Raw genomic sequence first — 22144 nt, forward strand, 5'->3', positions numbered from 1 at the left:
CCCGGCCGGGGACGCGCGACCCGGTCGCGAGACGCCGTCCGCCGCCTTACCAGGCGGGCGCGGGGGTGACCTGGAACAGGACGGCCTTCCACTCGCCGTCGCGACGGACCAGCACCGTCGTGGCGAAGACCCTCATCGTCTGCTTGTCGACGCCGTTCATCAGCACGTCGATCTCCACGGTGCTGGTGTGCAGCGCGCCGTCCGCGCCGAGCATGGTCACCCGATGGTCGCTCTGCTCGGTGCGGACGTACGGATGCTCGTTGGCGGCGAACACCTTCAGGATCGCCTCGCGGTCGTCGGCGATGCCCCAGGGGGACACGCTCAGCGGCGCCTCGGTGAGGAAACGGTCGTAGAACTCGGCGTCGCCGTGCCGGTTCGCCTCCCACGCCCGCTCGCTCAGCTCGATCAGCTCGGTCTCCACGCTCATTCCGTCCCCCTTGTCGGTGACACCGGTTTAACCGGTGTCAGTGTTACACTCCGCGCATGAGGCTGGCAAACAGCATGGAGCTCACCGCGTTCGACGGGCAGCGGTTCTGGTTCGATCCCGGCGCGTTGTGCCTGGAGTTCCTGCTCACCGGGGGTGAGGGCGAGCTGGCGCGGTGGGAGCGGCTGCACCGGCCCGACGACCTCGCCGACTGGATCTCCCGTTCCCGGGCCGGCATCACCGGCCCCTGCGCGGTCACCGCGGACGAGCTGGCCGCGGCCCGCCGCCTGCGCGCGGCGGTCCAGCGGCTCGCCGTCCGCGCCGCCGCCGGTTCGCGCGCCTTCCCGGAGGCCGACCTCGCCGCGCTGAGGACGGCCGCGGCCCCGTCACCCGCCCTGCCGCCGGCCCCGTTCCTCGTGCCCGGCCTCGAACGCGCCTGGGCGTCCCCGGTGACCGGCTCCCAGTTCGTCTCCGCCGTCGCCCGCGACGCCATCGAACTGTTCGGCGGTCCGCACCTCGACCGGGTCAGGATGTGCGCGGGGGAGGAGTGCTACCTGCTGTTCTTCGACGCCTCCCGCCCGGCGACACGCCGCTGGTGCTCCATGGAGCGCTGCGGCAACCGCAGCAAGCTCCGCACCCGGCGCGACCGAGCCCCCTACCCCCGGGCGACCGCCCCGGAATGACCCGGGACCACGCTGCGGCGTCCCCGCTGACCCCAGGGTCCCCGGCGTCCCCGCCGCCCTCGGCGTGCCCGATGACCCCACGTCCCCCGCGTCCCCCGCGTCCCCGGCGGCGCCGCCGTCACCGGAGCGCCGGATGAGCACGCCGACGGCCTGCGGCGCGCTCGCGCCGCAGGCCGTCGACGACCGGGTAACCCGGCGGTCACTGCTCCGCAGGCGCGGCCGACATCACCTGGCGCACCTCGATCGGCATGTTCAGCGGCCTGCCGCCGGGTCCGGGCGCCGCCGAGACGGACGCGGCGAGCTCGACCGCCCGCTCCGGGCTCTCACAGTCGACGATCCAGTAACCGACCAGGAACTCCTTCGTCTCGGGGAACGGGCCGTCCGTGACGACGGGGACGCCACCGTCGCCGGCCCGGACGATCCTGGCCTGTTCCGGAGCCGCCAGCCCCTGCGCCTCCACGTACTCCCCGGCGTCGATGAGCCTGCGGTTCGTCTCGTGCATGAACTCGATGTGCGCCTTGATCTCCTCCGGGAGCCAGGCGCTCATCGGCGGGATGTCGCTCTGCTCGCCGAACTGCATCAACAGCATGTACTTCATGTCGTCGCTCCTCGCGTTCGCGCGCCTCGGTGGCACTCTCACCCCTGGGTCGGAGCACGCCCCCGCGTTCTCGACATCCTGCCGGGAACTCGGGCGAAAAAAATCCGCCGGGTTCTCCTGCGGGCCCGGTTCCGGGGATTGACCGGGTGTCGCCACGCTTTTATGGTTCATTAGTAGAGTAATGAACCATAGAGGCAGGTGCCATGTTCGACGACCGGAGCCCGATCTATCGGCAGATCGCCGAGCGGATCAAAGCCGATGTGCTGAACGGGGCGCTGAAGGGTGACGAGCAGGTCATGTCCACCAACCAGTACGCCGCCTTCTACCGGATCAACCCGGCGACGGCGGCCAAGGCGTTCCAGCAGCTGGTCGACGAGGGTGTTCTCTACAAGAAACGAGGTATCGGCATGTTCGTCAGCTCGGGCGCCCGGGACGCGCTCAGGGTGAAGCACCGGGAGAGCTTCTTCGCCGAGGTGGTCGACCCGATGGTCGCCCAGGCCAAGGCGATCGGGATCTCGCTCGGTGACGTGATCAGGCACATCGAGGAGCTGGAGGGGAGATGAGAATCGAGGTCGAAGACCTGGTGCTGCGCTACGGCGACGTCACGGCACTCGACCGGCTGACGCTCACGCTGGAGGAGGGGAAGATCTACGGGTTACTCGGCCGCAACGGCTCCGGTAAGACGAGCCTGCTGTCGATCCTGGCCGCCTTCCGCCGGCAGACGGCGGGCGACGTGCGGATCGGCGGGCAGCCCGTGTTCGAGAACGGGCGCCTCACCAGCCGGATCAGCCTGATCCGCGACGCGGGCGAGACGGTCGACATCGGCACCGCCGAGGACGCCCTCTACTTCGCCGAGTGGCTGCGTCCCGGCTGGGACGCCGACTACGCCCGCTCCCTGATGGACCTGTTCGGGCTCGAACCGAAGAAGAACGTCAAAGAGATGTCCAAGGGGCAGCGTTCGGCGATGGGCGTCGTCGTGGGCCTGGCCGGCCGGGCACCGCTGACCATGTTCGACGAGTCGTACCTGGGCATGGACGCACCCTCCCGCTACGCCTTCTACGACGCGTTGCTCGCCGACTACATGGCGCACCCCCGCACGATCATCCTGTCCACCCACCTCATCGAGGAGGTCAGCTCCCTGTTCGAGGAAGTCGTGATCATCGACAGGGGGCGGCTGGTCGTGCACGAGGAGAGCCAGACGCTGCTGTCCAGGGGGGCGGCCGTGACCGGGCCCGCCGCGCAGGTCGACGCGTTCACCGGCGGGCTGACCGTGCTCGGCGCCAAGGAGCTCGGTCCGACCAAGTCGGCGATGGTCTACGGCGACCTCGACGACGCCCGGCGCCGCAAGGCCGCCGAGTCCGGCCTGGAACTCGGGCCGATCGCCATGCAGGACCTGTTCGTCCACCTGACCGGAGAGTCCCGATGAGATTTCCCAGCCGTCTTCTCGCCGCCAACATGTGGCTGGCGGCGATGTTGTGGGCCGCTTTCCTGGTGTTCGTCGCCGCCGTCGCGGTCGGCGTCGCGGTCTTCGGCACGCTCACCGAGAGCGCGTGGGAGAAGGCCGTCCAACTTCCCCGGTGGTACGCCCTGTTCGTCGGGGTGGCCCTGGTCAGGGAGTTCCTGCCGATGTACATCGCGCACGGGCAGACCCGCCGTCAGTTCGGCGTGCACGCGGCCGTCACCGTCGCCCTGTTCGCACCGTTCCTGTCCGCCCTGATCACGGTGGGCTACCTGCTGGAGGCGGCGCTCTACGGCCTGGCGAGCCGGCCGCAGGCGCTGGGCCAGGCCCACCTGTTCACCGAGCCGACGCAGCTGCCGCTCGTCTTCGCCGAGTATCTGACCGAGTTCCTCGCCTGGATCGTCGCGGGCACCTTCGCCGGCGCCGGGTTCTACCGCTGGCGGCACGGCGGGCTGATCACGATCCCGGTCGGCATCGCCCTGGTCCTGCTCGCCGCGGGTGCTTCCGGCACGCAGCTGCGGTTCCCGTTCGCCATCCGCCTCGGCCTGGACCTGCCCGGGTCGCTGCCGCTGACGCTCGGCGCCGGCCTGGGCGTCTCCCTGCTCGGCCTCGCGCTGACCTGGCTGGTCATCCGCGACATGCCGCTGCGCAACAAGCCCGCGTGACCGACGCCGGGAAAGGGCGGCGTCGGCACCGGCGCCGCTCAGCCGGCGGTGAGATGCCGCCGGAACCACTCGGTGATCGTCTCGTCCACGGTCTCGGCCACGGGCAGCTGCGGAGCCGGCTCCAGGCCCGGCTGCTCGGCCAGCGGGTGCGCCAGCCCGGCCACCGTGGCCAGCCGGACGCGCTCCGGGTCGGTGTAGCGCTCACGCAACGCGCCGACCAGGGCGGCGGCGTCCGCGCGGAGCGCCGGGAAGTCGAGCTCGCCGCTGACCACCAGCAACGGAGGCCGCGGCACCCGGTCGGCGATCTCCTCGGCGCGGGCCACGAAGTCGAGCCGGTCGGCCGCCTCCGCGGCCTCCTCGCTCCATTCGTACGGCCGGCCGGTGACGCCCTCCACGAGCCCGACCACCGAGCGGGCCCGGATCGCGGGGTTGACCAGAGCCGCCGCCGCGACCGGGATCTCACAGCGGGTCAGGACGCTCAGGGCGACGGCCCCGCCCAGGGAGCCGCCGACCACGCTGATCGGCCCGTCGTCGACCGGCAGCCGTTCGCGCAGCGCGGCCAGCGCGGCCGGGAACTCCTCGACGGCCTGCCGGACCATCGGTTCCAGGTAGGCCAGCACCGTGTCACGGCGAGCGCGCTCGAGGATCGCGTTCATCCCGCTGTCGAGCATCCGCCGCCCGCACAGCGGCATGCCCAGATGCACCCGCCAGGCCGGCACGCCGGCCATGGGGAGCGCCGCGGCGAACGCGGCGTCCGTGCACGGCGCGTCGATCATGTGCCAGGTCACCACCAGCGGTGCGGTGCCCTGCGCCGCACCCTCCGGCGGGCGGGCCGGTGGCAGCGCCGTGAACGGCACGCCGGCGGCCGTGCCCGAGATCGGTTCGGTCGGCCACCCGTTCATCCGCCGCCCCTTCCGGCTCCGCTCATGGACACCGACGCCACCATAGGCCGGGCGGAAGGACCATGGAACCCACTTCCGCCAGGGGTGAACCCCCGTGTCTCCCCTACGGACCGCCGGCCCGCAGGATGTCAGTTCCGAGGGGTGTCCGGCGTGTCCGGCTGGGCCGGGGACACGGTGCCGCACCCGCCCGCGGGTCTCACCGGGGCGAGCGGCCCCGCAGGGCGTCGCGGCCCCGGGCCACGATGACGTCGACGGCCTTGATCTCGTCGATGTCGCGTGCCGCGGCCAGCGCCTCCTTGGCGGCGTCGTAGCAGTCGAGGGCCCGCTGCCAGTCGGCCTTCTCCCCGCCTTCGGCGTCCAGCCGGTCGATCTCCTCGCCCAGCCGCGTGACGTTCTCCTCCTGGGACCGTCTGACCTTCTCCGTCCGGGCCTCCCGCCGGGCGGCCTCCTGACGCGAGGTCTTCCACCTCCGCAGCCTCCTGCGGGTCAGAACGGTCAGGATCCAGAGCGCGATCAGGCCGCAGACGGAGAAGAAGATCTTCCATCCCGTCGCCATCCGGCTGAAGGAACCGCTCAGGTCGGCGTTCTCGGCCCACCTGGTGTCGAGGCCGGTGACGTCGGCGTCCTCGAAGACGGCTCCGCGCAGTTTCGCGTGGGCGACCCGGGCGTCGGTCAGGACCGCCCGGCGGAAGATCGCGCCGGGGAAGGAGCCGCTGCTCAGGTCGGCTCCGTCCATCCGGGCGGCGGTGAAGTCGGTGTCCTCGCCGGTGGCGCTGCCGAGCCGTGCGTCACGCAGGTCCGCACCGCCCAGCTTCGCCCCGCTCAGGTCGGCGCTGCCGAGGGACGCCCCCGGCAGGCTCGCCTTCGACAGGTCGGCCCCGGCCAGTTCGCCGCTGGTGAGGTCCGCCCCCCGCAGTCGCGCCCCGGACAGGTTCGCCCGGGTCAGCTCGGCGCTGCTGAGATCGGCGCGTTCCATGCGGGCGCCCCGCAGGTCGGCCCCCTCGGCGTGGCGGATCCTGACCCCGGCGGCCGACACGTCGCGCAGGATCGCCCGGTGCAGCTTGACCCCGCCCAGGTCCGCCCCGTCGAGCTTGGCGCCGGTCAGGTCGGCACAGCTGAGGTCGTCGGGGAAGTCGGCGACCGTGGTGAGATCCCAGCCCGCGTAGTTCTGCCCGCTGCCCGGCGCGCACGAGGGGTCAGGCGCCGGAAGGTCCTTGGGCACGCCCTTGCTGCCCGTGAGCACGGCACCCCTGGCCTCACGCAGGTCGGCGCCGGTCAGGTCGGCGCCCTGGAAGGTGGCGCCGTCCATCGTCGACTGGTACATCTGCGCGCCGGTCAGGTCGGCGTCCCGGAACACGGTCTTGATCAGTGTGGCGCCGTAGAGCCGGGTTTTGACGGCGACGACCTCGCTGAGATCGGCGCGGCGCATGTCCGCGCCGTAGGCGTCGGCGTCGCTGAGGTCCGCGCCGGCCAGTTTCGCGTCGTCGAACTGCGCCGAGTACGTCTTGGCCCGCACCAGCCGAGCCCCCCGTAGGTCGGCACCCTCGAAGTGCGCGTAGTACGGGGAGGTGTCGTCCATGACCGCCTCGCGCAGGTCCGCACCGCGCAGGTCCGCGTAGTACATCTCCGCCTCGGACAGGTCGGCGCCACGCAGGTCGGCCCCGGCCAGCTTGGCGTACTGGAGGTGGGCGCCCTTGAGCGAGGCGCCGCGCAGGTCGGCCCCGTCGAGCACGCTGGTCACGGTCACGCCGTCCAGCGTGGCGCGGCGCAGGTCGGCACAGGAGAGGTCGGCCGGAAGCCTCACCCGGGTGAGATCCTTGCCGGCGAGCTCGCGGCCACTGCCGGGTTCGCACCCGGGTGCGCTGCCGGACACGGCACCGGAGGTGGTTCCGGCGCCGCCGGTTGGCGCGGTTCCGGCCCCGGAACCGGCGGCTGTGGTGGCGAGGGCGGTCGCGGGTGTGGTGGCGAGGGCGGCGGTGGACGGGGCGGTGAGGGCGGCGGTCGCGGCACCGGAGGCGGCGAGGGCGGGCACCGGGGACGGGGAGAGCGGCAGCGCGACCGCCGAGAGGGTCACCACGCCTGCGAGCAGGCGGAGGAGGCTGGACATCTTTCTCTCACTATCTCCCCCGGGCTCGTGGATCCCGCCGGTGGGGGGGCGAGCCGGGCGGCGGTGCGGGGACAGGCCGGTGCGGCGGGCACCCGAGGGGAGGGAGCCCGCCCGATGGACCATACGGGAACGTGACCCGTTGTAGGAGGGGCTGCTTGCGGCCCGCTTGCGAACCGCCTTCCGCCGCCCCGGCTCTCCCCGTCGGCCCAGCCTGCTCGGCCTGCTCGGCCTGCCTGGTACCGTCCCGGTTCTCCCATCCCGCCCAGCCTGCCCGGCAGCGTCCCGGCTCTTCGCCTGTCCGGCCCGTCCCACCCGGCAGCGGGGCGGGGGGAACGGGCCGGGCCGGACCGTCAGATGTGCTCGGAGGTGTCCGTCTGGGGCTGACCGGTGGCCCAGGAGAGCTGCTCGCTCTCGCGCAGTTCCTCCTCGGCGGTCTGCTCCACCCTCGCCATGGCCCAGCGCAGGATGGGCGGGGCCATGAGCGAGGTCACGATCGCCACCAGGATCACGATCGTGTAGACCTCGACGCTGAGGATGCCCAGCCGCAGGCCCACCATGGCGACGACCACCTCGATCACGCCGCGGGCGTTGAGGCCCGCACCCAGGGCGAGCGCCTCCCACCGGTTGAGCCGGCTGGCACGCGCACCGGCGTACGCGCCGACGAACTTGCCGATGATCGCCACGGCCAGCACGGCGAGTCCGGCCAGCAGGACCATCGGGTCGGCCAGCGACGTCATGTCCATCCGCAGACCGGCGGTGGCGAAGAAGATCGGCGCGAAGACGTAGAGCACCACCGAGCGCAGCGGGGCGAGCCTCGCCGGGTCGACCCCCTTCGTGTTGCCGATCAGGACGCCGCAGATGAAGGCGCCGAAGACGGCCTCCAGGCCGACGGCGTGGGTGCCGGCCGAGGCCAGCAGGATCAGCACGGCGGCGGTGGCGACGGACGGGCCGGGGTCGGTGCCCCGGGAGACGAGGCGGAACGCGTGCCGCACGAGCGGGCGGCCCACGACGAACGCGAACACCAGGACCGCCGCCAGGTAGGCGACCGAGAGCGCCACGTTGCCGGCGCGCAGGCCGGTGGTGGCCATGGCCGACACGACCGACAGCATGAGCCAGCCGAACGCGTCGTCGATCATGCCCGCCGTCAGCGTGAGCTGGCCGACGTTGCGGTGGAGCAGTCCCATGTCCATGAGCGTCTTGGCGATGACCGGGATGGCGCTGACGCACATCGCGACACCGAGGAAGAGCGCGAAGACCAGCGTCTCGGTGCCGTCCGGGACGAGCGAGGCCGGGAGCAGGAAGCCGGCGCCGATGCCGAACGCGAGCGGCACGATCAGGCCGCCCAGGCTGACCCCGGCGGCCGTGGCGCCACGGCGGCGTACCAGGCCCATGTCCATGTGGATGCCGGTGATGCCGACGAGCAGGATCACCCCGATCTGCCCGACCGCGTCGAGCAGGTGGAACTGCGCGCCGTCCTGCGGGAACAGCCACGCGGACACGTCCGGGGCCACGTGGGCGAGGAACGACGGGCCGAGGACCACGCCGACGAACAGCTCGCCGACCACGGCGGGCATGCCGAACCTTCTGGCGAGCTGGCCGAGGGTGAGGGCCAGCAGCAGGAGCAGGCCGATCTGGAGTAGGAAGATCAGAAGTTCGTGGGCGGCGATCGGCGCCACCGGCGCCGGGAGCGAAAGATGCACGACAGACCCCTTCGGTCTCTCACGAGGCGCCGCTCTGCCTCCCCAGGCAGAGGCGGCACGGCGTCAAATCTGACAAAGGGGAGAACGCCGATCAATGCTTGAAGAGTCGCCGTGAATGTGCTTGGTTCGCGCCTTCAGTCGATTGTGGCGCAGATCACATTTCCGGCCTCGCCGTGTCCCTCTCTCGGACGGGGGCACGACGTGCGGACGGAATAGGGGTGTCCGCTTCCTGAGACGCCTTGCTCGAAACGTGACTTGACGGCCCCGTGGCCTTCAATCACTATAATCCCTATCAGCAGAGTAGGAAAAACAGGAAGAAGGGGGGCGTTGTGCGTTCGCTCATCCTCTTGGGCCTGGTCGGCTTCGCCGCGCAGCTCGTCGACGGCAGCTTGGGCATGGCCTATGGCGTGACCTCGACGACGCTGCTCCTGGCCATCGGAACCAACCCCGCCGCCGCGTCGGCCACGGTCCACCTCGCGGAGATCGGCACCACGCTCGCCTCCGGCATATCCCACTGGCGCTTCAACAACATCGACTGGAAGGTCGTCGCCAAGATCGGCGTTCCCGGTGCCGTCGGAGCCTTCGCGGGAGCCACCGTCCTGTCCGGCCTCTCCACCGAGACGGCCGCCCCCGTCATGTCCCTGATCCTGCTCACGCTGGGCGTCTACGTCCTGGCCCGCTTCACGGTCTTCGGCCTGCCCAAGGGCAACCTGGGCAAGCCGCTCCGCAAGCGCTTCCTGGCACCCCTCGGCCTGGTGGGCGGGTTCGTCGACGCCACCGGCGGCGGCGGGTGGGGCCCGGTCGGCACCCCCGCCATCCTGGCCAGCGGCCGGCTGGAGCCGCGCAAGGTGATCGGCTCCATCGACGCCAGCGAGTTCCTGGTCGCGGTCGCGGCGAGCGTCGGCTTCTTCGTGGGCATCGGCTCGGAGAACATCGACTTCGCCTGGGTCGCCGTTCTGCTGCTGGGCGGCGTCGTCGCCGCCCCCCTCGCCGCCTGGCTGGTCCGGCACGTCCCGCCGCGCGTGCTCGGCTCCGCGGTCGGCGGCGTCATCGTCCTCACCAACGTCCGCACCCTGCTGCGCAGCGACTGGATCGACGCCTCCGGCGGCGTCCAGACCATCGCCTACATCACCATCGCCGTGATCTGGGCCGCGGCCGTCGCCTACTCGGTCCGCGAGTACCGCCGCGACCGCGAGCACGAGACCGTCGAGGCGGTCGAGGCGGAGCTCAGGCGGCGTTCCGGGGAGGAGGAGCCCGCGGGGGCCCCCAACTGACCCGTGGGCCCGTTCCCGGGACTCCGGGTCCGTGACACCACCGAAGACCCCCGCCGCACGCGGCGGGGGTCTTCGCGCTTCCCGCGGCACCGGGTCAGCCCGGTGTCCCCCGCCGGTCGGAGATGCTGTCCAGCCAGGCGCGGTGCAGACCGGCGAACCGGCCCGCCCGAGTGATCAACTCGCCGGGCGGCCCGTCCTCGACGATCCTGCCGCCGTCCATCACCAGCACTCGGTCGGCGACCTCCACCGTCGACAGGCGGTGCGCGATGACCAGGGCCGTCCGGTCCGCCAGGACCGTCCGCACGGCCCGCTGCACCAACCGCTCGCCGGCGACGTCCAGGCTGGACGTCGCCTCGTCGAGGATCAGCACGGCAGGGTCGGCGAGAAGCGCTCTCGCGAACGCCACGAGCTGCCGCTGCCCCGCCGACAGGCGTCCGCCGTGCTTGCCGACCTGGGTGCCGTACCCGTCGGGAAGCGCCGAGACGAACCCGTGGGCACCGACCGCGCGGGCCGCCGCGACGACCTCGGCCATGGTGGCGTCCGGCCTGCCGAACCTGACGTTGTCCGCCACCGAGCCGCTGAACAGGAAGTTCTCCTGGGTCACCATGACCACCGCGGCGTGCCGCGTCTCCTCGGCGAGGTCGCGCAGGTCGACCCCGTCCAGGAGCACCCGTCCGGCCACCGGGTCGTAGAAACGGCAGACCAGCTTGGCCAGGGTCGTCTTGCCCGCACCGGTGGTGCCGACCAGCGCCACCGTCTGGCCCGCGGGGATCACCAGGTCCAGGCGGGGCAGCACCGGGGTGCCGTCCAGGTAGGAGAACTCGACCGCCTCGAACGCGACCGTCCCGCGCGGCGAGGCCAGCGGCACCGGTTCCCGGGGCTCGGCCACCGACGGGCGCTCCTGCAGTACGCCGGAGAGCTTCTCCAGCGCCGCGCCGGCCGACTGGAACGTGTTATAGAACTGGCTGAGCTCCTGCATCGGCTCGTAGAACTGCCGCAGGTAGAGCAGGAAGGCGGCGAGCACCCCGACCGTGACCTCCCGCTCGATGGCCAGCAGGCCGCCGTAGAGCAGGACGGCCGCGACCGTCACGTTCCCGATCAGCCTGGTTCCCGGGGAGAAGACGGCGACCAGGTGCATGCCGCGCAGGTTGGCGTCCCGGTAGTCGGCGTTCAGCCGGGAGAAGATCTCCTGGTTGCGCGGCTCCCCGCGGAACGCCTGGACCGCCCGTATGCCGGCCATCGACTCCACGAAGTGGACGATCATCAGCGCCACGGTCTCGCGGGTCCTGCGGTAGGCGATGCTCGACTGGCGCCGGAACCAGCGGGTGAACAGCAGCAGGACCGGCAGCGGCAGCAGCGCCACCAGGCCCAGGTGGACGTCCAGCGCGAGCAGCAGCACCGCGGTGCCGGCCAGTGTCAGCACCGCGGTGACGAGGCCGTCGAACCCCGACTGGAGCATCTCCGAGATGGCGTCGACGTCGGAGGTGAGCCGGGAGACGACCCGGCCCGAGGTGTACTCGTCGTGGAAGGACGGCGACAGCCGCTGGAAGTGCCCGAAGACCCGCCGCCGCAGCTCCAGCAGGATGCTCTGGCCGATACGGCCGGCCATCCCGATGAACACCCGCCGGGTCACCAGTTGCACGACCGCGGCCGCCAGGATCGCCGCGACGACGAAGACCAGCGTCGCCGGTCCCCTCCCCGCGACCATCGGCGGGATGCCCGCGTCGATGCCCACCTTGACCAGGTACGGGATGGCGAGCGAGGCGGCGTTGCAGATCACGATCACCGCCATGAGCAGGGCGATCCGCCCGCGGTAGGGCCGCAGCAGATCACCGAGCAGCCGTCTGGACCGGCGGCGCAGCAGGAACGACGCCTGCTCCGTCACCTCGTCCCGGTCCTCCGCGGCGACGCCGCGCCACTCCCGCGTTCCCTTCACGCCCGGGGCTGCGCCGCTCAACGCACCGCCTCCTCGGACTCGGGGGCGGCCGACAGCAGCGCCCGGTACTCGGGTACGGTCGCCATCAGCTCCTCGTGCCGTCCCACGTGCGCGACCGTCCCGTCCAGCAGCAACGCCACCCGGTCGGCGAGCAGCACGGTCGAGGCCCGGTGGGCGACGACGATGCCGGTGGCGTCGCGCAGCACGTGGCGCAGCGCCTCCTCGACCAGGGCCTCGGTCTCCACGTCCAGCGCCGACAGGGTGTCGTCCAGGACCAGGACGCGGGGGCGGCTCAGCACGGCGCGGGCCAGCGCCAGCCGCTGACGCTGACCGCCGGACAGGGACAGGCCCTGCTCGCCGATCCTGGTCTCCAGGCCCCACGGCAGCCGGTGGACGAACCCGGCCTGGGCGACGCGCAGCGCCGCCTCGATCTCCTCCCCGGTCGCGTCGTGCCTGCCGAGCGTGAGGTTCTCCCGGACGCTCATCGAGAACAGCGTCGGCTCCTCGAAGGCCGTGGCCACGATCGAGCGCAGCACGGGCAGCGGCAGGTCCCGGACGTCGACGCCGTCGATCGTGATCCGGCCGGCGCCGACGTCGTGCAGACGGGGGACCAGCGCGGTCAGCGTGGTCTTGCCCGACCCGGTGGCGCCCACCACCGCGACCGTCTCACCGGGGCGGACCTCCAGCCAGACGTCACGCAGCACCGGCCCGGCGGCACCGGGAAAGGTGAAGCCCACGCCCTCGAAACGCAGGTGCCCGCGCGGGCGTCCCAGCGCCCGCGTGCCGCCGACGATTCCGGGTTCGGTGTCGAGCACCTCCATCACCCGGTCCGCCGAGGTCATCGCCTCCTGGCCCATGGACAGGATGAAACCCAGCGCGGACACCGGCCAGACGAGCTGGAGCATCAGCGTGCTGAAGGCCACCAGCGCACCCAGGGTCAGCGTGCCCGCGCCGACCGCGAGGGCGCCGAGCAGCAGCACCAGCGCGAGGGTGACGTTCGGGATCACCTCCAGGAAGGTGAAGAATCTGCCGGACAGGCGTACCTTCTCCATCGAGGTCAGGTAGACCTTGCGCGCTCCCTCGTCGAAGACGCCGGAGACGTGCCGGCCACGGCCGAACGCCTTGATCGTCCGGATGCCGGCCGCCGCCTCCTCCACGACGGTGGCGAGGTCGCCCTGCTCGTCCTGGACCTTGCGGGAGACGGTGATGTACCCGCGTTCGAAACGCAACGAGGTGATCACGATCGGCACCGCCGAGGCGACCACCAGCAGGCCGAGCGGCCAGTACATGCTCAGCAGCAGCCCGGTCACCGTGACGATCTGCACGGTGATCAGGACGAGGAAGAGCAGGCCGAAGCCGAGGAAACGGCGGATCGCCGACAGGTCGGTGGTCACCCGCGACAGCAACTGGCCCGACTGCCAGGAGGAGTGGAAGGCCATCGGAAGCCGCTGGAGGTGGCGGTAGAGGTCGTCGCGGATCCTGGTCTCCACATCCAGAACGGCGTCGGCCAGCAGCCGGCGCCGCAGCAGGATCAGCAGGGCCTCCGCCGTGCCCAGCGCCAGGGCGAGCAGCGCGAGGGGGACGACGCCGCCGCGGTCGCCCCGGGCGACGGGGCCGTCGATGATCTCCCTGCCGACCAGCGGGATGACGATGGCGATCCCCACCGCGGCGAAGGAGGGGATCCAGATCAGGACCAGGCGCGGGACATGGGGGCGGAGGTAGGTTCGCAGCCGCCACAGGGAGTCGATCCTGCGGCGGGGCCGGCGCGGAGGCGGCGCCGGCCAGGCCGGCGATGTGAGGTCCCGAGGTTCGGGGGGTGCGGGTTCGTGGTCCCGGGGTTCGGGGGCTGCCGGCCCGTGGGCCGGGAGCTCGGGGGCCGGGGTGCGGGGGTCCGGGGACGCGGTATCAGGGGGCATCGGCAGACGGCACGCTCCTGTCGGTGTTCGGTCGGCGTGGCGGCCGATCGGGACATGACGGGCCGGAACCGCATACCCCCTCTCTCGACCGGTCGCCCGTGCCACCGCCCTCGGCGGGTGCCCCGTCGGATCGCCGTCGCCCGCGGAGCGCGGGCGACCCTCAAGTCTCCGCACCGCGGCACGGCGACGGCAATCGGTTCGCCGGCGGCCATAATGTAGCCGCCGGGGCAGGAAACAAACACTGTGACCTGCGCTTCCCCACGACCTTGATCAGGCGGGGAAGCGCTGGTCCTTCCAGGCGGCCAGTTCGGCGGCGGCGGCCGACAACTGGGCGGGGGTGACGGCGGGGCCGGTGGCCGCGCCGACCACCAGGGCGGTGTGCACGGTGCCCGGTGCCGCGCCGGACGGCCTCAGCAGCAGGCGGTGGGCGGTGGACGAGCCGGTCTCCGTCGCGATCGCCGCCGGTCCGGAGGCGGGCAGGCCGGCGCGGGTGGCCACGTCGCCGACCACGACGGTGGTCGCGGAGGTGAAGGACGCCGGAAGGTGCAGTTCGGTGGGGGTGCCCGGGGCCGTGGCGGGTTCGCGCCAGACCAGGACGCCGAACCGCCGGTCCTTGACCAGCGCGGCGACGTTCGGCATGGAGGACGGGACGCTCAGCCAGGGCTGCCGCTGCCCGGCGCCGCCGTAGCCGGACCGGGCGAGGTCCTCGTAGGCGAAGGCCAGCACGTCGCCGGCGACCGCCGAGGGGTAGAGGCGGTCCAGCACCGCCTGGTCCAGCCGGGTGGTCACGACGCCCGACGCGTCGGCGGCGACCACGGAGAAGTCCTCGTCGTTCCAGCCGTCACCCCCGGTCCGCACCTTGGCGGGGTTGCGGTTCATCAGCTCGTGGTGCCGGCCGCTGTAGACGTCCCAGTGCCACTGGGTGGAGGAGAGCACGTCTCCCCCCGCGGCGGGGTTCTGCCACCAGCTCTTCCCGGGGATCCCGGAGTCCATGGCCTGGTACATGGCCCGCACCATCCACGGCGTGCGGTCGCTGCCGTTGCCGGACAGCTTGTAGCCGAACTCCGAGACGAAGGGTGCGGTGGCCAGCGAGCGGGCCCGGTCGCGGATCTCGTTCATCGCCGCGTCGTACACCCCGTCGGAGGCCGGTGACAGGTCGAGCGTCATGCGGGCGCCGTCGTAGAAGTGGCTGTTGAAGACGTACCGGGTGCCGAGAGCGCCGACCGTGGCGAGCCCGCCCTCCTCGAAGAAGCCGGTGTTCCAGAAGGCGAGGGGCTCGACGAAGGCGGGCTTGGCCGCCCACCCGGCGGTGTCCATGGCGGCGCGGAAGCGCTGATAGAAGGGCAGCAGGTAGGTCTTCTCCCACTCCAGGCCGCTCTTTCCGGAAAGACCCCCGTCGAAGGGTTCGTTGAAGGGGTCGAACCCGATGACGGAGGCGAACTCCTGGTCCGACAGCCGCTGCCTGATATGGGTCATGGCGGCCGTCGCCTGCCGCAGGAAGGCCTCCTGGACGCCGATCTCGCCCGCGGAGGTGCTGACGCGCCGGTCTCGCCAGAAGTCGTAGGCGGCCCGGCGGACCGCCTCGTTGGTCTGCATGTTCTGCCCCCACAGGAAACAGATGCCGCAGGACTCCTTGGGGTAGTTCCCGGCCTTGATCACCCATTCCGGCGCGCCGTCACCGGTGTACCAGCTGCCCTGGTCGAACAGGTACGAGGAGTACAGGTCCTGGTGGTAGTCGATCAGGACGCGGATTCCCCGGCCGGTGAACGCGCGGATCTGCTCGACCGCCCTGTCGAGGTAGGCGTGGTCGATGGTGGAGGGGGAGGGCTGCACACCCTCCCAGGTGATGAGGAAGCGGATCACGTTCGCGCCGGTGAGGTCGCGCATGGCCTGGGCCGAGCGCGCGGCGTCGGCGGTGCTGCGGAACGGCAGCAACGAGTTCTCATACAGCTTGGCGCTGCCGGACACGTTGAACCCGCGCAGTGTCACCTCCCGCCCGTCGCCGTCGCGGAAGACCCAGCCCTGTCGCTTGGCCGCGACGGCCAGCGAGGTCTGGGCCGCGACGGTCAGCGGGGTCTGGGCCACGGGCGCGGCCGCTGCCGCGGGGTCGGGGGCGTTTCCGGTCATCAGGGTGAACGCCAGGGCTGAGGCCAGAGCGGAGGCGGCCAGGCGCGCCGCGCGGGACGGGGCTGCTCGCATGAACGGAGAATAGAGCCCTACTCATGTTCTCGTCAGTGCGCAATCCGTTAGAACCGCCTTCCGTTCCTGCCCTCGTTGGTCGCCACCGCGTAGGTGGTGCCGGTCTCGTCGCGGATGCCGTGGCAGGTGCCGCGGCATCCTCCGGATCGCCGGGCCGTCCGGAGCGGCGGGCTCCCGTACGATATTCCACGTGCCCACCTTCCTCCGTTCCGTGTGGGACGAGCCCCGTCCTTCTGATCCGCCGCGACGGGTGTGGCGTGACTGGGTGCTGGTGGGGGTGCTCGCGCCGATCGCGGTGCTCGAAGGAGTCCTGCGGCCGGATCTTCCGTGGCCGACCCTCTCCGTGATCGTCGCCGTCGGGCTGCTGCCCACGCTGCTGTGGCGCCGGACCAGGCCGCTGCTGATGGTCATGGTCTGCTTCGCCGTCACGAGCCTGGTTCCGCTGCTGATGGGCCAGCCCTCTTCGGAGATGTACACGATGGCGTATCAGCTGATCCTGGCGTACTCGTTGTTCCGGTGGGGGTCCGGACGCGAGGCCGTGACCGGGCTGGTGGTCATGCTCGTCTCGGCCTCCCTCTCGACGCTCTCCGGCCACACCGCCGGCGCCGACGCGGTCGGCGCGTTCACCGTCCTGTCGACGACCGTCGCCCTGGGCGGGGCGTTCCGGTACCGGGCCGGGGCGAGGACGCGCGAGATCGAACGGGCCAAGCTGCTCGAACGCGAGCAGTTGGCCCGTGACCTGCACGACACCGTCGCCCACCACGTGTCGGCCATGGCGATACGTGCCCAGGCGGGCCTCGCCACGGCGACGTCACGACCGGAGGCCGCGACCGAGGCGCTCCACGTGATCGAGGCCGAGGCGGCGCGCGCGCTCGCCGAGATGCACGCCATGGTCCGTGTCCTGCGCCGGGACCAGCCGATGGACCTGGCACCCGGCCGGCGCATCGCCGACATCGGACAGCTCGCGGGCCGGGACCGCTCCGGTCCGTCAGTCAGCGTGGAGATCTCCGGTGACCTCGGCGACCTCCCTCCCTCGGTCGAGGCCGCGATCTACCGCCTCGCCCAGGAGTCCGTCACCAACGCCAGACGGCACGCGCGTCACGCCACCCGCGTCGAGGTCCGTGTGACCGCCGACGACACGTCGGTGCACCTGCGGGTGAGCGACGACGGTGACGGCGGCCCCGTACGCTCGACCGCGTCGCCGGGGTACGGGCTCATCGGCATGATCGAGCGTGCCCACCTGCTCGGCGGCACTTGCGCGGCCGGTCCGAATCCCGACCGGGGCTGGACCGTGACCGCCGTGCTGCCCCGGACCGGGGCGGCGGCATGAGCATCCGGGTGCTCGTCGCCGACGACCAGGAGATCGTCCGCACCGGGCTCACGATGATCCTCAACGCCCAGCCGGGCATCGAGGTCATCGGTGAGGCCGGCGACGGCCGGCGAGCCGTCGAACTGGGGCGGCGCCTGCGTCCCGACGTGTGCCTGTTCGACATCCGCATGCCCGGCATCGACGGGATCGAAGCCACCCGCGTCCTCGCCGGACCGGAGGTCGACGACCCCCTCGCCGTCGTCGTGATCACCACTTTCGACCTCGACGAATACGTCTACGCCGCCCTGAGGGCCGGCGCCCGGGGTTTCCTGCTCAAGAACGCCGGCGCCGAGTTGCTGTCCCAGGCCGTCCACGCCGCCGCCGCCGGTGACGCGCTCATCGCCCCGAGCATCACCGCGCGGCTGCTGGGGACCTTCGCCCGCACCGGGCCCTCCGCACCGCCGGTGCGGCCCGTCGAGGCGCTCACGGACCGTGAGGAACAGGTCCTGGCCACCGTGGCACGCGGACGGACCAACGGCGAGATCGCCGACGAGCTCCGCATCTCCCTCAGCACCGTCAAGTCCCACATCGCCAGCCTGATGGCCAAACTCGGCGCCCGTAACCGGGTCGAGATCGCCATGTGGGCCTACGAGACCAACCGCGTCAAGAACTGAACCGGACGTGACGGCGTTCCCGGATGATCCCGGTGCCGGGCTCCCGCTCCCCGACAGTGGGTGTCCCGTTCACCGGTGCCCGGGACCGCCCGCTGGAGCACCGGCGGAGCTCGGCAGCGGCGCGGACCGGGTCGCCGGCCGCCTGCGGATGACCCGTTCGGCCACCGCGACGTTGATCACCCAGCCGGCGGCCATGAGCAGCGCTCTGGGGAGTTCACCGGGTGTCCCGAAGGCCGGCACCCAGACCAGGTGCGTCAGCACCTGCGTGCCCGCCCCCAGGCCGATCGCGTAACCGCGGATCATCCACGCGCGGTGCCGGACGACGTCCCGCCGCCGGATCGCGGCGAAGCCGAGAACGACGGCCAGGGCCATGGCCGAGCCGAAGAGGAGCCGGAAAACGGTGAGGAGATCACCGTCACCGTCGGGGCGGGGATAGAACAGGGTCATCCACAGGCCCGAGAGCGCCGCGAGGAGTCCGCACGGGACCAGGAGCCGTCCCACGGCGCGGTGCAGGCCGACTCTCCGGCGACGGAGGGCGGGGGCGAACTGAAAGGCCCCCAGAACGCTGTACAGGCAGACGCTGAGGATGTGCAGCACCACCGGCAGGGGCGCCGCGAAGAACCGCGCGTTCTCCGGTGTGATCTCCGCGCCGCCCGTCAACTCGGTCAGGCGGACGGCTCCGGCGGCCAGGGGCACGACGCTGAGCAGGATCAGTGCGGCGGGCACGAGCCGGTCCGCCCAGGCGGAGGGGACTGCGGCGGACGTCCGCGCCGTGTGCCGGTCGTCCACCGGCCGGTCGCGCCACGGGGGCCGCGGGAACGGGGAACGCCTCAGCGGGCTCTCATCGGTCATGACCCGAGCGTGACCGCTGGGACGGTGACGGCGCATCGCCGGAACGGCTCGGCCCGAGTCGGCCGGTCGTCCGCCGATCGGGCGTACTTTCGGCTGATGAGTCCTGCACGCGGGCTTTCTACGCTGATCCCGGTGGCCCGGACACGCTCGTCGCCGTCCGGCCGGTGACTCCCCCCGATTCACCGGTGCGGGCCACGACGCCGGCCCGTGAGCGTGCCGGTCCCCGACGGACCTGCGCCGCGTTCGGCACCCACGCCCGCGGTGGATGAGGAGGATCTGATGAAGGCGTTCGTCCTGCGCTCGTACGGCTCACCCGACGCACTCGAGCTCACCGAGATCGACAAGCCCGTGCCCGGCGACGGCGAGGTGCTGGTCCGGGTGCGCGCCACCTCCGTCCAGCCCTATGACTGGCACCTCATGCGAGGGGAGCCGTACATCGCACGTCTGATGGCCGGCGGCCCCGGGCTGCGCAAGCCGAAGATCACCATCCTGGGCGCCGACATCGCGGGGCAGGTCGAGGCGGTCGGCAGGGGGGTGACGGAGTTCCGTCCCGGCGACGAGGTGTTCGCGATGCCCAAACAGGGCGGCTTCGCCGAGTACGTGTGCGTCCGGGAGAGCGAGCTGGCGCCGAAACCGAAGAACCTCTCGTTCGAGCAGGCGGCGGCGGTGCCGCTGGCGGCGGGCACCGCCCTGCTGGGCCTGCGCGACGAGGGGAGGATCCAGGCCGGGCAGAGAGTCCTCGTCCACGGGGCCTCGGGAGGCGTGGGCACGTTCGCCGTACAGATCGCCAAGGCGTTCGGCGCGGAGGTCACCGGCGTCTGCAGCACCCGGAACGTGGAGCTGGTCCGATCGATCGGCGCGGACGAGGTCATCGACTACACGGTGGAGGATTTCACCCGGAAGGGACAGCGCTACGACCTTCTGCTGGACAACGCGGGCAGCCGCCCGGGGTCGGCGTGCCGCCGGGCGCTGACCCCCAAGGGGACCTACGTCGTCGTCGGCGGGCCGGGGGGCCGGTGGCTGCAGCCCATCCCCCATGTGTTGGCGGCGCTCGCGGTGTCGCCGTTCACGTCCCGCAGGACGGCGACGGCGGACGTGGTCCGGTGCACGGAGAACAAGCAGAACCTGATCACGCTGACCGGGTTCATCGAGGACGGGAGGATCACACCGGTCATCGACCGCCGCTACCCGTTCGAGGAGATCCCGGAGGCCGTCAGATACCAGGAACAGGGGCGCGCTGCGGGGAAGGTCGTCATCACGATCTGAGACACCGGCCCGCCGCACGCACGGCGGGCCCGCCGGGGAGGCGGTGCCCGTTCATGTCGCGTTCCCGACGGCGTCACGAAGGCAGTCGAGCAGCGTCGCCCTGGTGAAGGGCTTACGGATGAAGGACGTCCGAGGCGGCAGGCCGACTCCCCCCGGCAGGGAGCCGGACATGAGCAGGACGGGCATCGTCGGCCGCTTCCGCCTGATCAGCCCGGCGAGCTCCAGTCCTGACATTCCCGGCATGACGACGTCGGTGAGCAACGCGTCGATCCGGGCGTCGATGGCGTCGGTGATCCAGAGCGCCTCGGCGGGGGCGGTCGCCCCGATCACCCGGTACCCGGATCGGGACAGCATCCGCCGGACGAGGCCCCGTACGCCGTCGTTGTCCTCGACCAGGAGCACGGTCGCGTCTCCGCCCCGGGACGGGGACGCGGCCTGGTTCGGCGGGGCGGGCGCGGCCTGGCCGGCGGTCGGCAGGTCGATGCGGACGGTGGTTCCCGACCCCGGTTCGGAGGTGAGGCTGATCCTGCCACCGGTGTCCTTGACCGTGCCGTACGCGGTGGACAGTCCGAGCCCGGTGCCCTGTCCCTGCTCCTTCGTGGTGAAGAAGGGTTCGAAGGCGCGCTCGGCCACCTCGGGCGGCATGCCGCATCCGGTGTCGGAGATGCTGAGGCGCACGCGGGGGCCGTGGTCGGCGCCGGCTTCCGGAACCTCCACGTTGGCCGTCGCGATGGTCAGCCGGCCGCCCTGGGGCATGGCGGCCCGCGAGTTGACCAGCACGTTGAGGAGGATCTGCTCCAGTTTGCTGCGGTCGATCCTGACGGGGGGCAGGCCCGGATCGAGCAGGGTGACGAACTCGATGTCCTCACCGAGAGTGGGACGAAGCAAGTGCCCCGTCTCCTCGATCACGGCGTTGAGGTCGAGCACCTCCGGCTGGGACGGCTCCAGCCGGCTGAAGACGAGCAGTTGCCGGATCAGCGCTCCGCCGCGCTCCGCGGCCTGCTGGATGCATTCCAGGTCGGCGCGGCCCGGTGTGCCGGCCGGCAGGGCGTCCAGGGCCAGTTCCGCGTGGCCGAGGATCACGGCGAGCAGGTTGTTGAAGTCGTGCGCGACCCCACCGGCGAGCTGGCCCAGCGATTCCAGCCGTTCCGCCTGGCGCAGCTGCTGCTGGAGGAGTTCGCGCTCGTGCCGGGCGTTCACCTGGGCCGTGACGTCGCGCAGGATGCCCTGGACCGCGAGCAGCCGGCCTCGCCCGTCGCGGATGCCGACCGCCCGCTGCTCGGTCCAGACGACCGTTCCGTCGGCCCGGCGCCATCGGACCACCAGCGGCTCGCCGGTGGGGGAGCGCCATGACTCCTCCAGGCTGCGGCGGTCGTCGGGGTCGACCATGGACAGGACCCGCTCGGGATCGCCGTTCAGCTCGTCGGGGTGGCACCCGAGAATGACGAGCGCGGCGGGACTGAAGTACTCCACCTCGGCCCGGGGGAGGAGCCGGTAACGGAAGATGACGTCCGGGGCGTTCTCCGCGAACAGCCGGAAACGCTGTTCGCTCTCGCTCAGCGCGGTCTGCGCCTGCCTCCGCTGCCGGCGGACCTCCGCCTCCCGAAGCTCTCGCTGCACCACGGGGGTGAGCCGGGTGAGGCGGTCCTTGCGCACGAAGTCGTGGGCGCCGACCCGCATGAGCGCCGCCGCGCGTTCGTCGTCGATCTGCCCGGAGACCAGGATGAACGGTATGTCGAGCGCGGCGTCGTGAAGCAGCCGTAGCACCTCTTCCGCGGTGAGGACCGGCATGCTGTAGTCGGAGATCACAACGTCCGGTGGGTGCAGCCGCAGCGCGCTCTCCACCGCCTCGGCGGTCTGCACCCGCTCGTAGGCCACGTCGAGACCGTCACGCCGGAGACGGGCGACGATCAGCGCCGCGTCGTCGTCATCGTCCTGGCAGAGGAGGAGGCGGATGGGAGCGGTCATGGTCCGGTCCCGCTCGCCGGCGACGGCCCGATGCCGGTGGTCTCATCGCCGGCGCCGTTCTCCGCGGACGCCCGCTCGTACCCGCGGTCGACCGCCGGATGACGTCTCTCGCAGTCCCCCATGCCGATCACCGGGAGCGGTCGCCCGGTGTCCGCGCGGGCCTGGCGCTCCGCCTGCTCGGCCCGGGTGCGGGCCGTCTCCCGGCGCAATCT

The 22144-nt window shown here is 71.9% G+C and carries 18 protein-coding genes; 8 read left to right on the forward strand and 10 right to left on the reverse strand.

Annotated features, from left to right (window positions below; all coding sequences use genetic code 11):
• Positions 1-46: 46 nt before the first annotated feature.
• On the reverse strand, positions 47-427 hold the full coding sequence (locus F4562_RS31855) for a nuclear transport factor 2 family protein (protein WP_184546886.1): 381 nt from the start codon (positions 425-427) through the stop codon (positions 47-49).
• A 56-nt stretch (positions 428-483) separates the two neighbouring features.
• On the opposite strand from F4562_RS31855, the gene F4562_RS31860 reads away from it, so the two are divergent.
• Positions 484-1107, forward strand: coding sequence for a CGNR zinc finger domain-containing protein (locus F4562_RS31860; protein WP_221207772.1), 624 nt, complete (start codon positions 484-486; stop codon positions 1105-1107).
• 199 nt (positions 1108-1306) lie between these two features.
• On the opposite strand, the gene F4562_RS31865 is transcribed toward F4562_RS31860, so the two are convergent.
• Positions 1307-1705 carry a YciI family protein gene (locus F4562_RS31865; protein ID WP_184546888.1) on the reverse strand — a complete coding sequence of 133 codons (399 nt, stop codon included), beginning with the start codon at positions 1703-1705 and terminating at the stop codon, positions 1307-1309.
• A 203-nt stretch (positions 1706-1908) separates the two neighbouring features.
• Between F4562_RS31865 and F4562_RS31870 the strand changes: the two genes are divergently transcribed.
• The 3 genes from F4562_RS31870 to F4562_RS31880 are packed head-to-tail and all read left to right on the forward strand — an operon-like array spanning position 1909 to position 3829.
• Positions 1909-2268 carry a GntR family transcriptional regulator gene (locus tag F4562_RS31870; RefSeq protein ID WP_184546890.1) on the forward strand — a complete coding sequence of 120 codons (360 nt, stop codon included), beginning with the start codon at positions 1909-1911 and terminating at the stop codon, positions 2266-2268.
• Complete coding sequence (locus tag F4562_RS31875; protein WP_184546892.1) at positions 2265-3131, forward strand: ATP-binding cassette domain-containing protein; 867 nt, start codon at positions 2265-2267, stop codon at positions 3129-3131. The genes F4562_RS31870 and F4562_RS31875 overlap by 4 nt, the downstream gene beginning before the upstream one ends.
• Positions 3128-3829, forward strand: coding sequence for a hypothetical protein (locus F4562_RS31880; protein WP_184546894.1), 702 nt, complete (start codon positions 3128-3130; stop codon positions 3827-3829). The genes F4562_RS31875 and F4562_RS31880 overlap by 4 nt, the downstream gene beginning before the upstream one ends.
• 38 nt (positions 3830-3867) lie before the next feature.
• Here the strand turns inward: F4562_RS31880 and F4562_RS31885 are convergent, their stop codons facing one another.
• The 3 genes from F4562_RS31885 to F4562_RS31895 form a co-directional block, all read right to left on the reverse strand.
• Entirely contained in the window at positions 3868-4731 is an 864-nt protein-coding gene (locus F4562_RS31885) for an alpha/beta hydrolase family protein (protein WP_184546896.1), read from the reverse strand.
• A gap of 196 nt (positions 4732-4927) precedes the next feature.
• Positions 4928-6838, reverse strand: coding sequence for a pentapeptide repeat-containing protein (locus tag F4562_RS31890; protein ID WP_184546898.1), 1911 nt, complete (start codon positions 6836-6838; stop codon positions 4928-4930).
• Positions 6839-7188: 350 nt separating this feature from the next.
• Positions 7189-8538, reverse strand: a complete 1350-nt coding sequence (locus F4562_RS31895) for a cation:proton antiporter (protein WP_184546900.1) — start codon at positions 8536-8538, stop codon at positions 7189-7191.
• 329 nt (positions 8539-8867) lie between these two features.
• Between F4562_RS31895 and F4562_RS31900 the strand changes: the two genes are divergently transcribed.
• Entirely contained in the window at positions 8868-9812 is a 945-nt protein-coding gene (locus tag F4562_RS31900; RefSeq protein ID WP_184546902.1) for a sulfite exporter TauE/SafE family protein, read from the forward strand.
• A 94-nt stretch (positions 9813-9906) separates the two neighbouring features.
• Here F4562_RS31900 and F4562_RS31905 read toward each other — a convergent pair whose 3' ends face one another.
• The 3 genes from F4562_RS31905 to F4562_RS31915 form a co-directional block, all read right to left on the reverse strand.
• Positions 9907-11769 carry an ABC transporter ATP-binding protein gene (locus F4562_RS31905; protein ID WP_184546904.1) on the reverse strand — a complete coding sequence of 621 codons (1863 nt, stop codon included), beginning with the start codon at positions 11767-11769 and terminating at the stop codon, positions 9907-9909.
• Positions 11766-13664 (reverse strand): ABC transporter ATP-binding protein, encoded by a 1899-nt coding sequence (locus F4562_RS31910; RefSeq protein ID WP_184546906.1) that lies wholly within the window; start codon positions 13662-13664, stop codon positions 11766-11768. The genes F4562_RS31905 and F4562_RS31910 overlap by 4 nt, the downstream gene beginning before the upstream one ends.
• Positions 13665-13934: 270 nt before the next feature.
• Positions 13935-15863 carry a cellulase family glycosylhydrolase gene (locus F4562_RS31915; RefSeq protein WP_184546908.1) on the reverse strand — a complete coding sequence of 643 codons (1929 nt, stop codon included), beginning with the start codon at positions 15861-15863 and terminating at the stop codon, positions 13935-13937.
• A gap of 190 nt (positions 15864-16053) precedes the next feature.
• On the opposite strand from F4562_RS31915, the gene F4562_RS31920 reads away from it, so the two are divergent.
• Together F4562_RS31920 and F4562_RS31925 are read left to right on the forward strand one after the other, a co-directional pair.
• Positions 16054-17193, forward strand: a complete 1140-nt coding sequence (locus F4562_RS31920) for a sensor histidine kinase (RefSeq protein WP_184546910.1) — start codon at positions 16054-16056, stop codon at positions 17191-17193.
• The gene (locus tag F4562_RS31925) at positions 17190-17846 is read left to right on the forward strand and encodes a response regulator (RefSeq protein WP_184546912.1); all 657 of its coding nucleotides are present in this window, start codon (positions 17190-17192) and stop codon (positions 17844-17846) included. Before F4562_RS31920 ends, F4562_RS31925 begins: the two co-directional genes overlap by 4 nt.
• A 69-nt stretch (positions 17847-17915) precedes the next feature.
• On the opposite strand, the gene F4562_RS31930 is transcribed toward F4562_RS31925, so the two are convergent.
• Positions 17916-18698: a DUF2306 domain-containing protein gene (locus tag F4562_RS31930; protein ID WP_184546914.1), complete on the reverse strand. Its 783-nt coding sequence runs from the start codon at positions 18696-18698 to the stop codon at positions 17916-17918.
• Positions 18699-18977: 279 nt separating this feature from the next.
• Here F4562_RS31930 and F4562_RS31935 point away from each other — a divergent pair, with 279 nt between their 5' ends.
• Positions 18978-19964, forward strand: a complete 987-nt coding sequence (locus tag F4562_RS31935) for an NAD(P)-dependent alcohol dehydrogenase (RefSeq protein WP_184546916.1) — start codon at positions 18978-18980, stop codon at positions 19962-19964.
• Positions 19965-20015: 51 nt separating this feature from the next.
• Here F4562_RS31935 and F4562_RS31940 read toward each other — a convergent pair whose 3' ends face one another.
• Positions 20016-21932 carry a hybrid sensor histidine kinase/response regulator gene (locus tag F4562_RS31940; protein ID WP_184546918.1) on the reverse strand — a complete coding sequence of 639 codons (1917 nt, stop codon included), beginning with the start codon at positions 21930-21932 and terminating at the stop codon, positions 20016-20018.
• Positions 21933-22144 lie beyond the last annotated feature (212 nt).

Origin of the sequence: Streptosporangium becharense (assembly GCF_014204985.1) — a bacterium.
Classification (GTDB): domain Bacteria; phylum Actinomycetota; class Actinomycetes; order Streptosporangiales; family Streptosporangiaceae; genus Streptosporangium; species Streptosporangium becharense.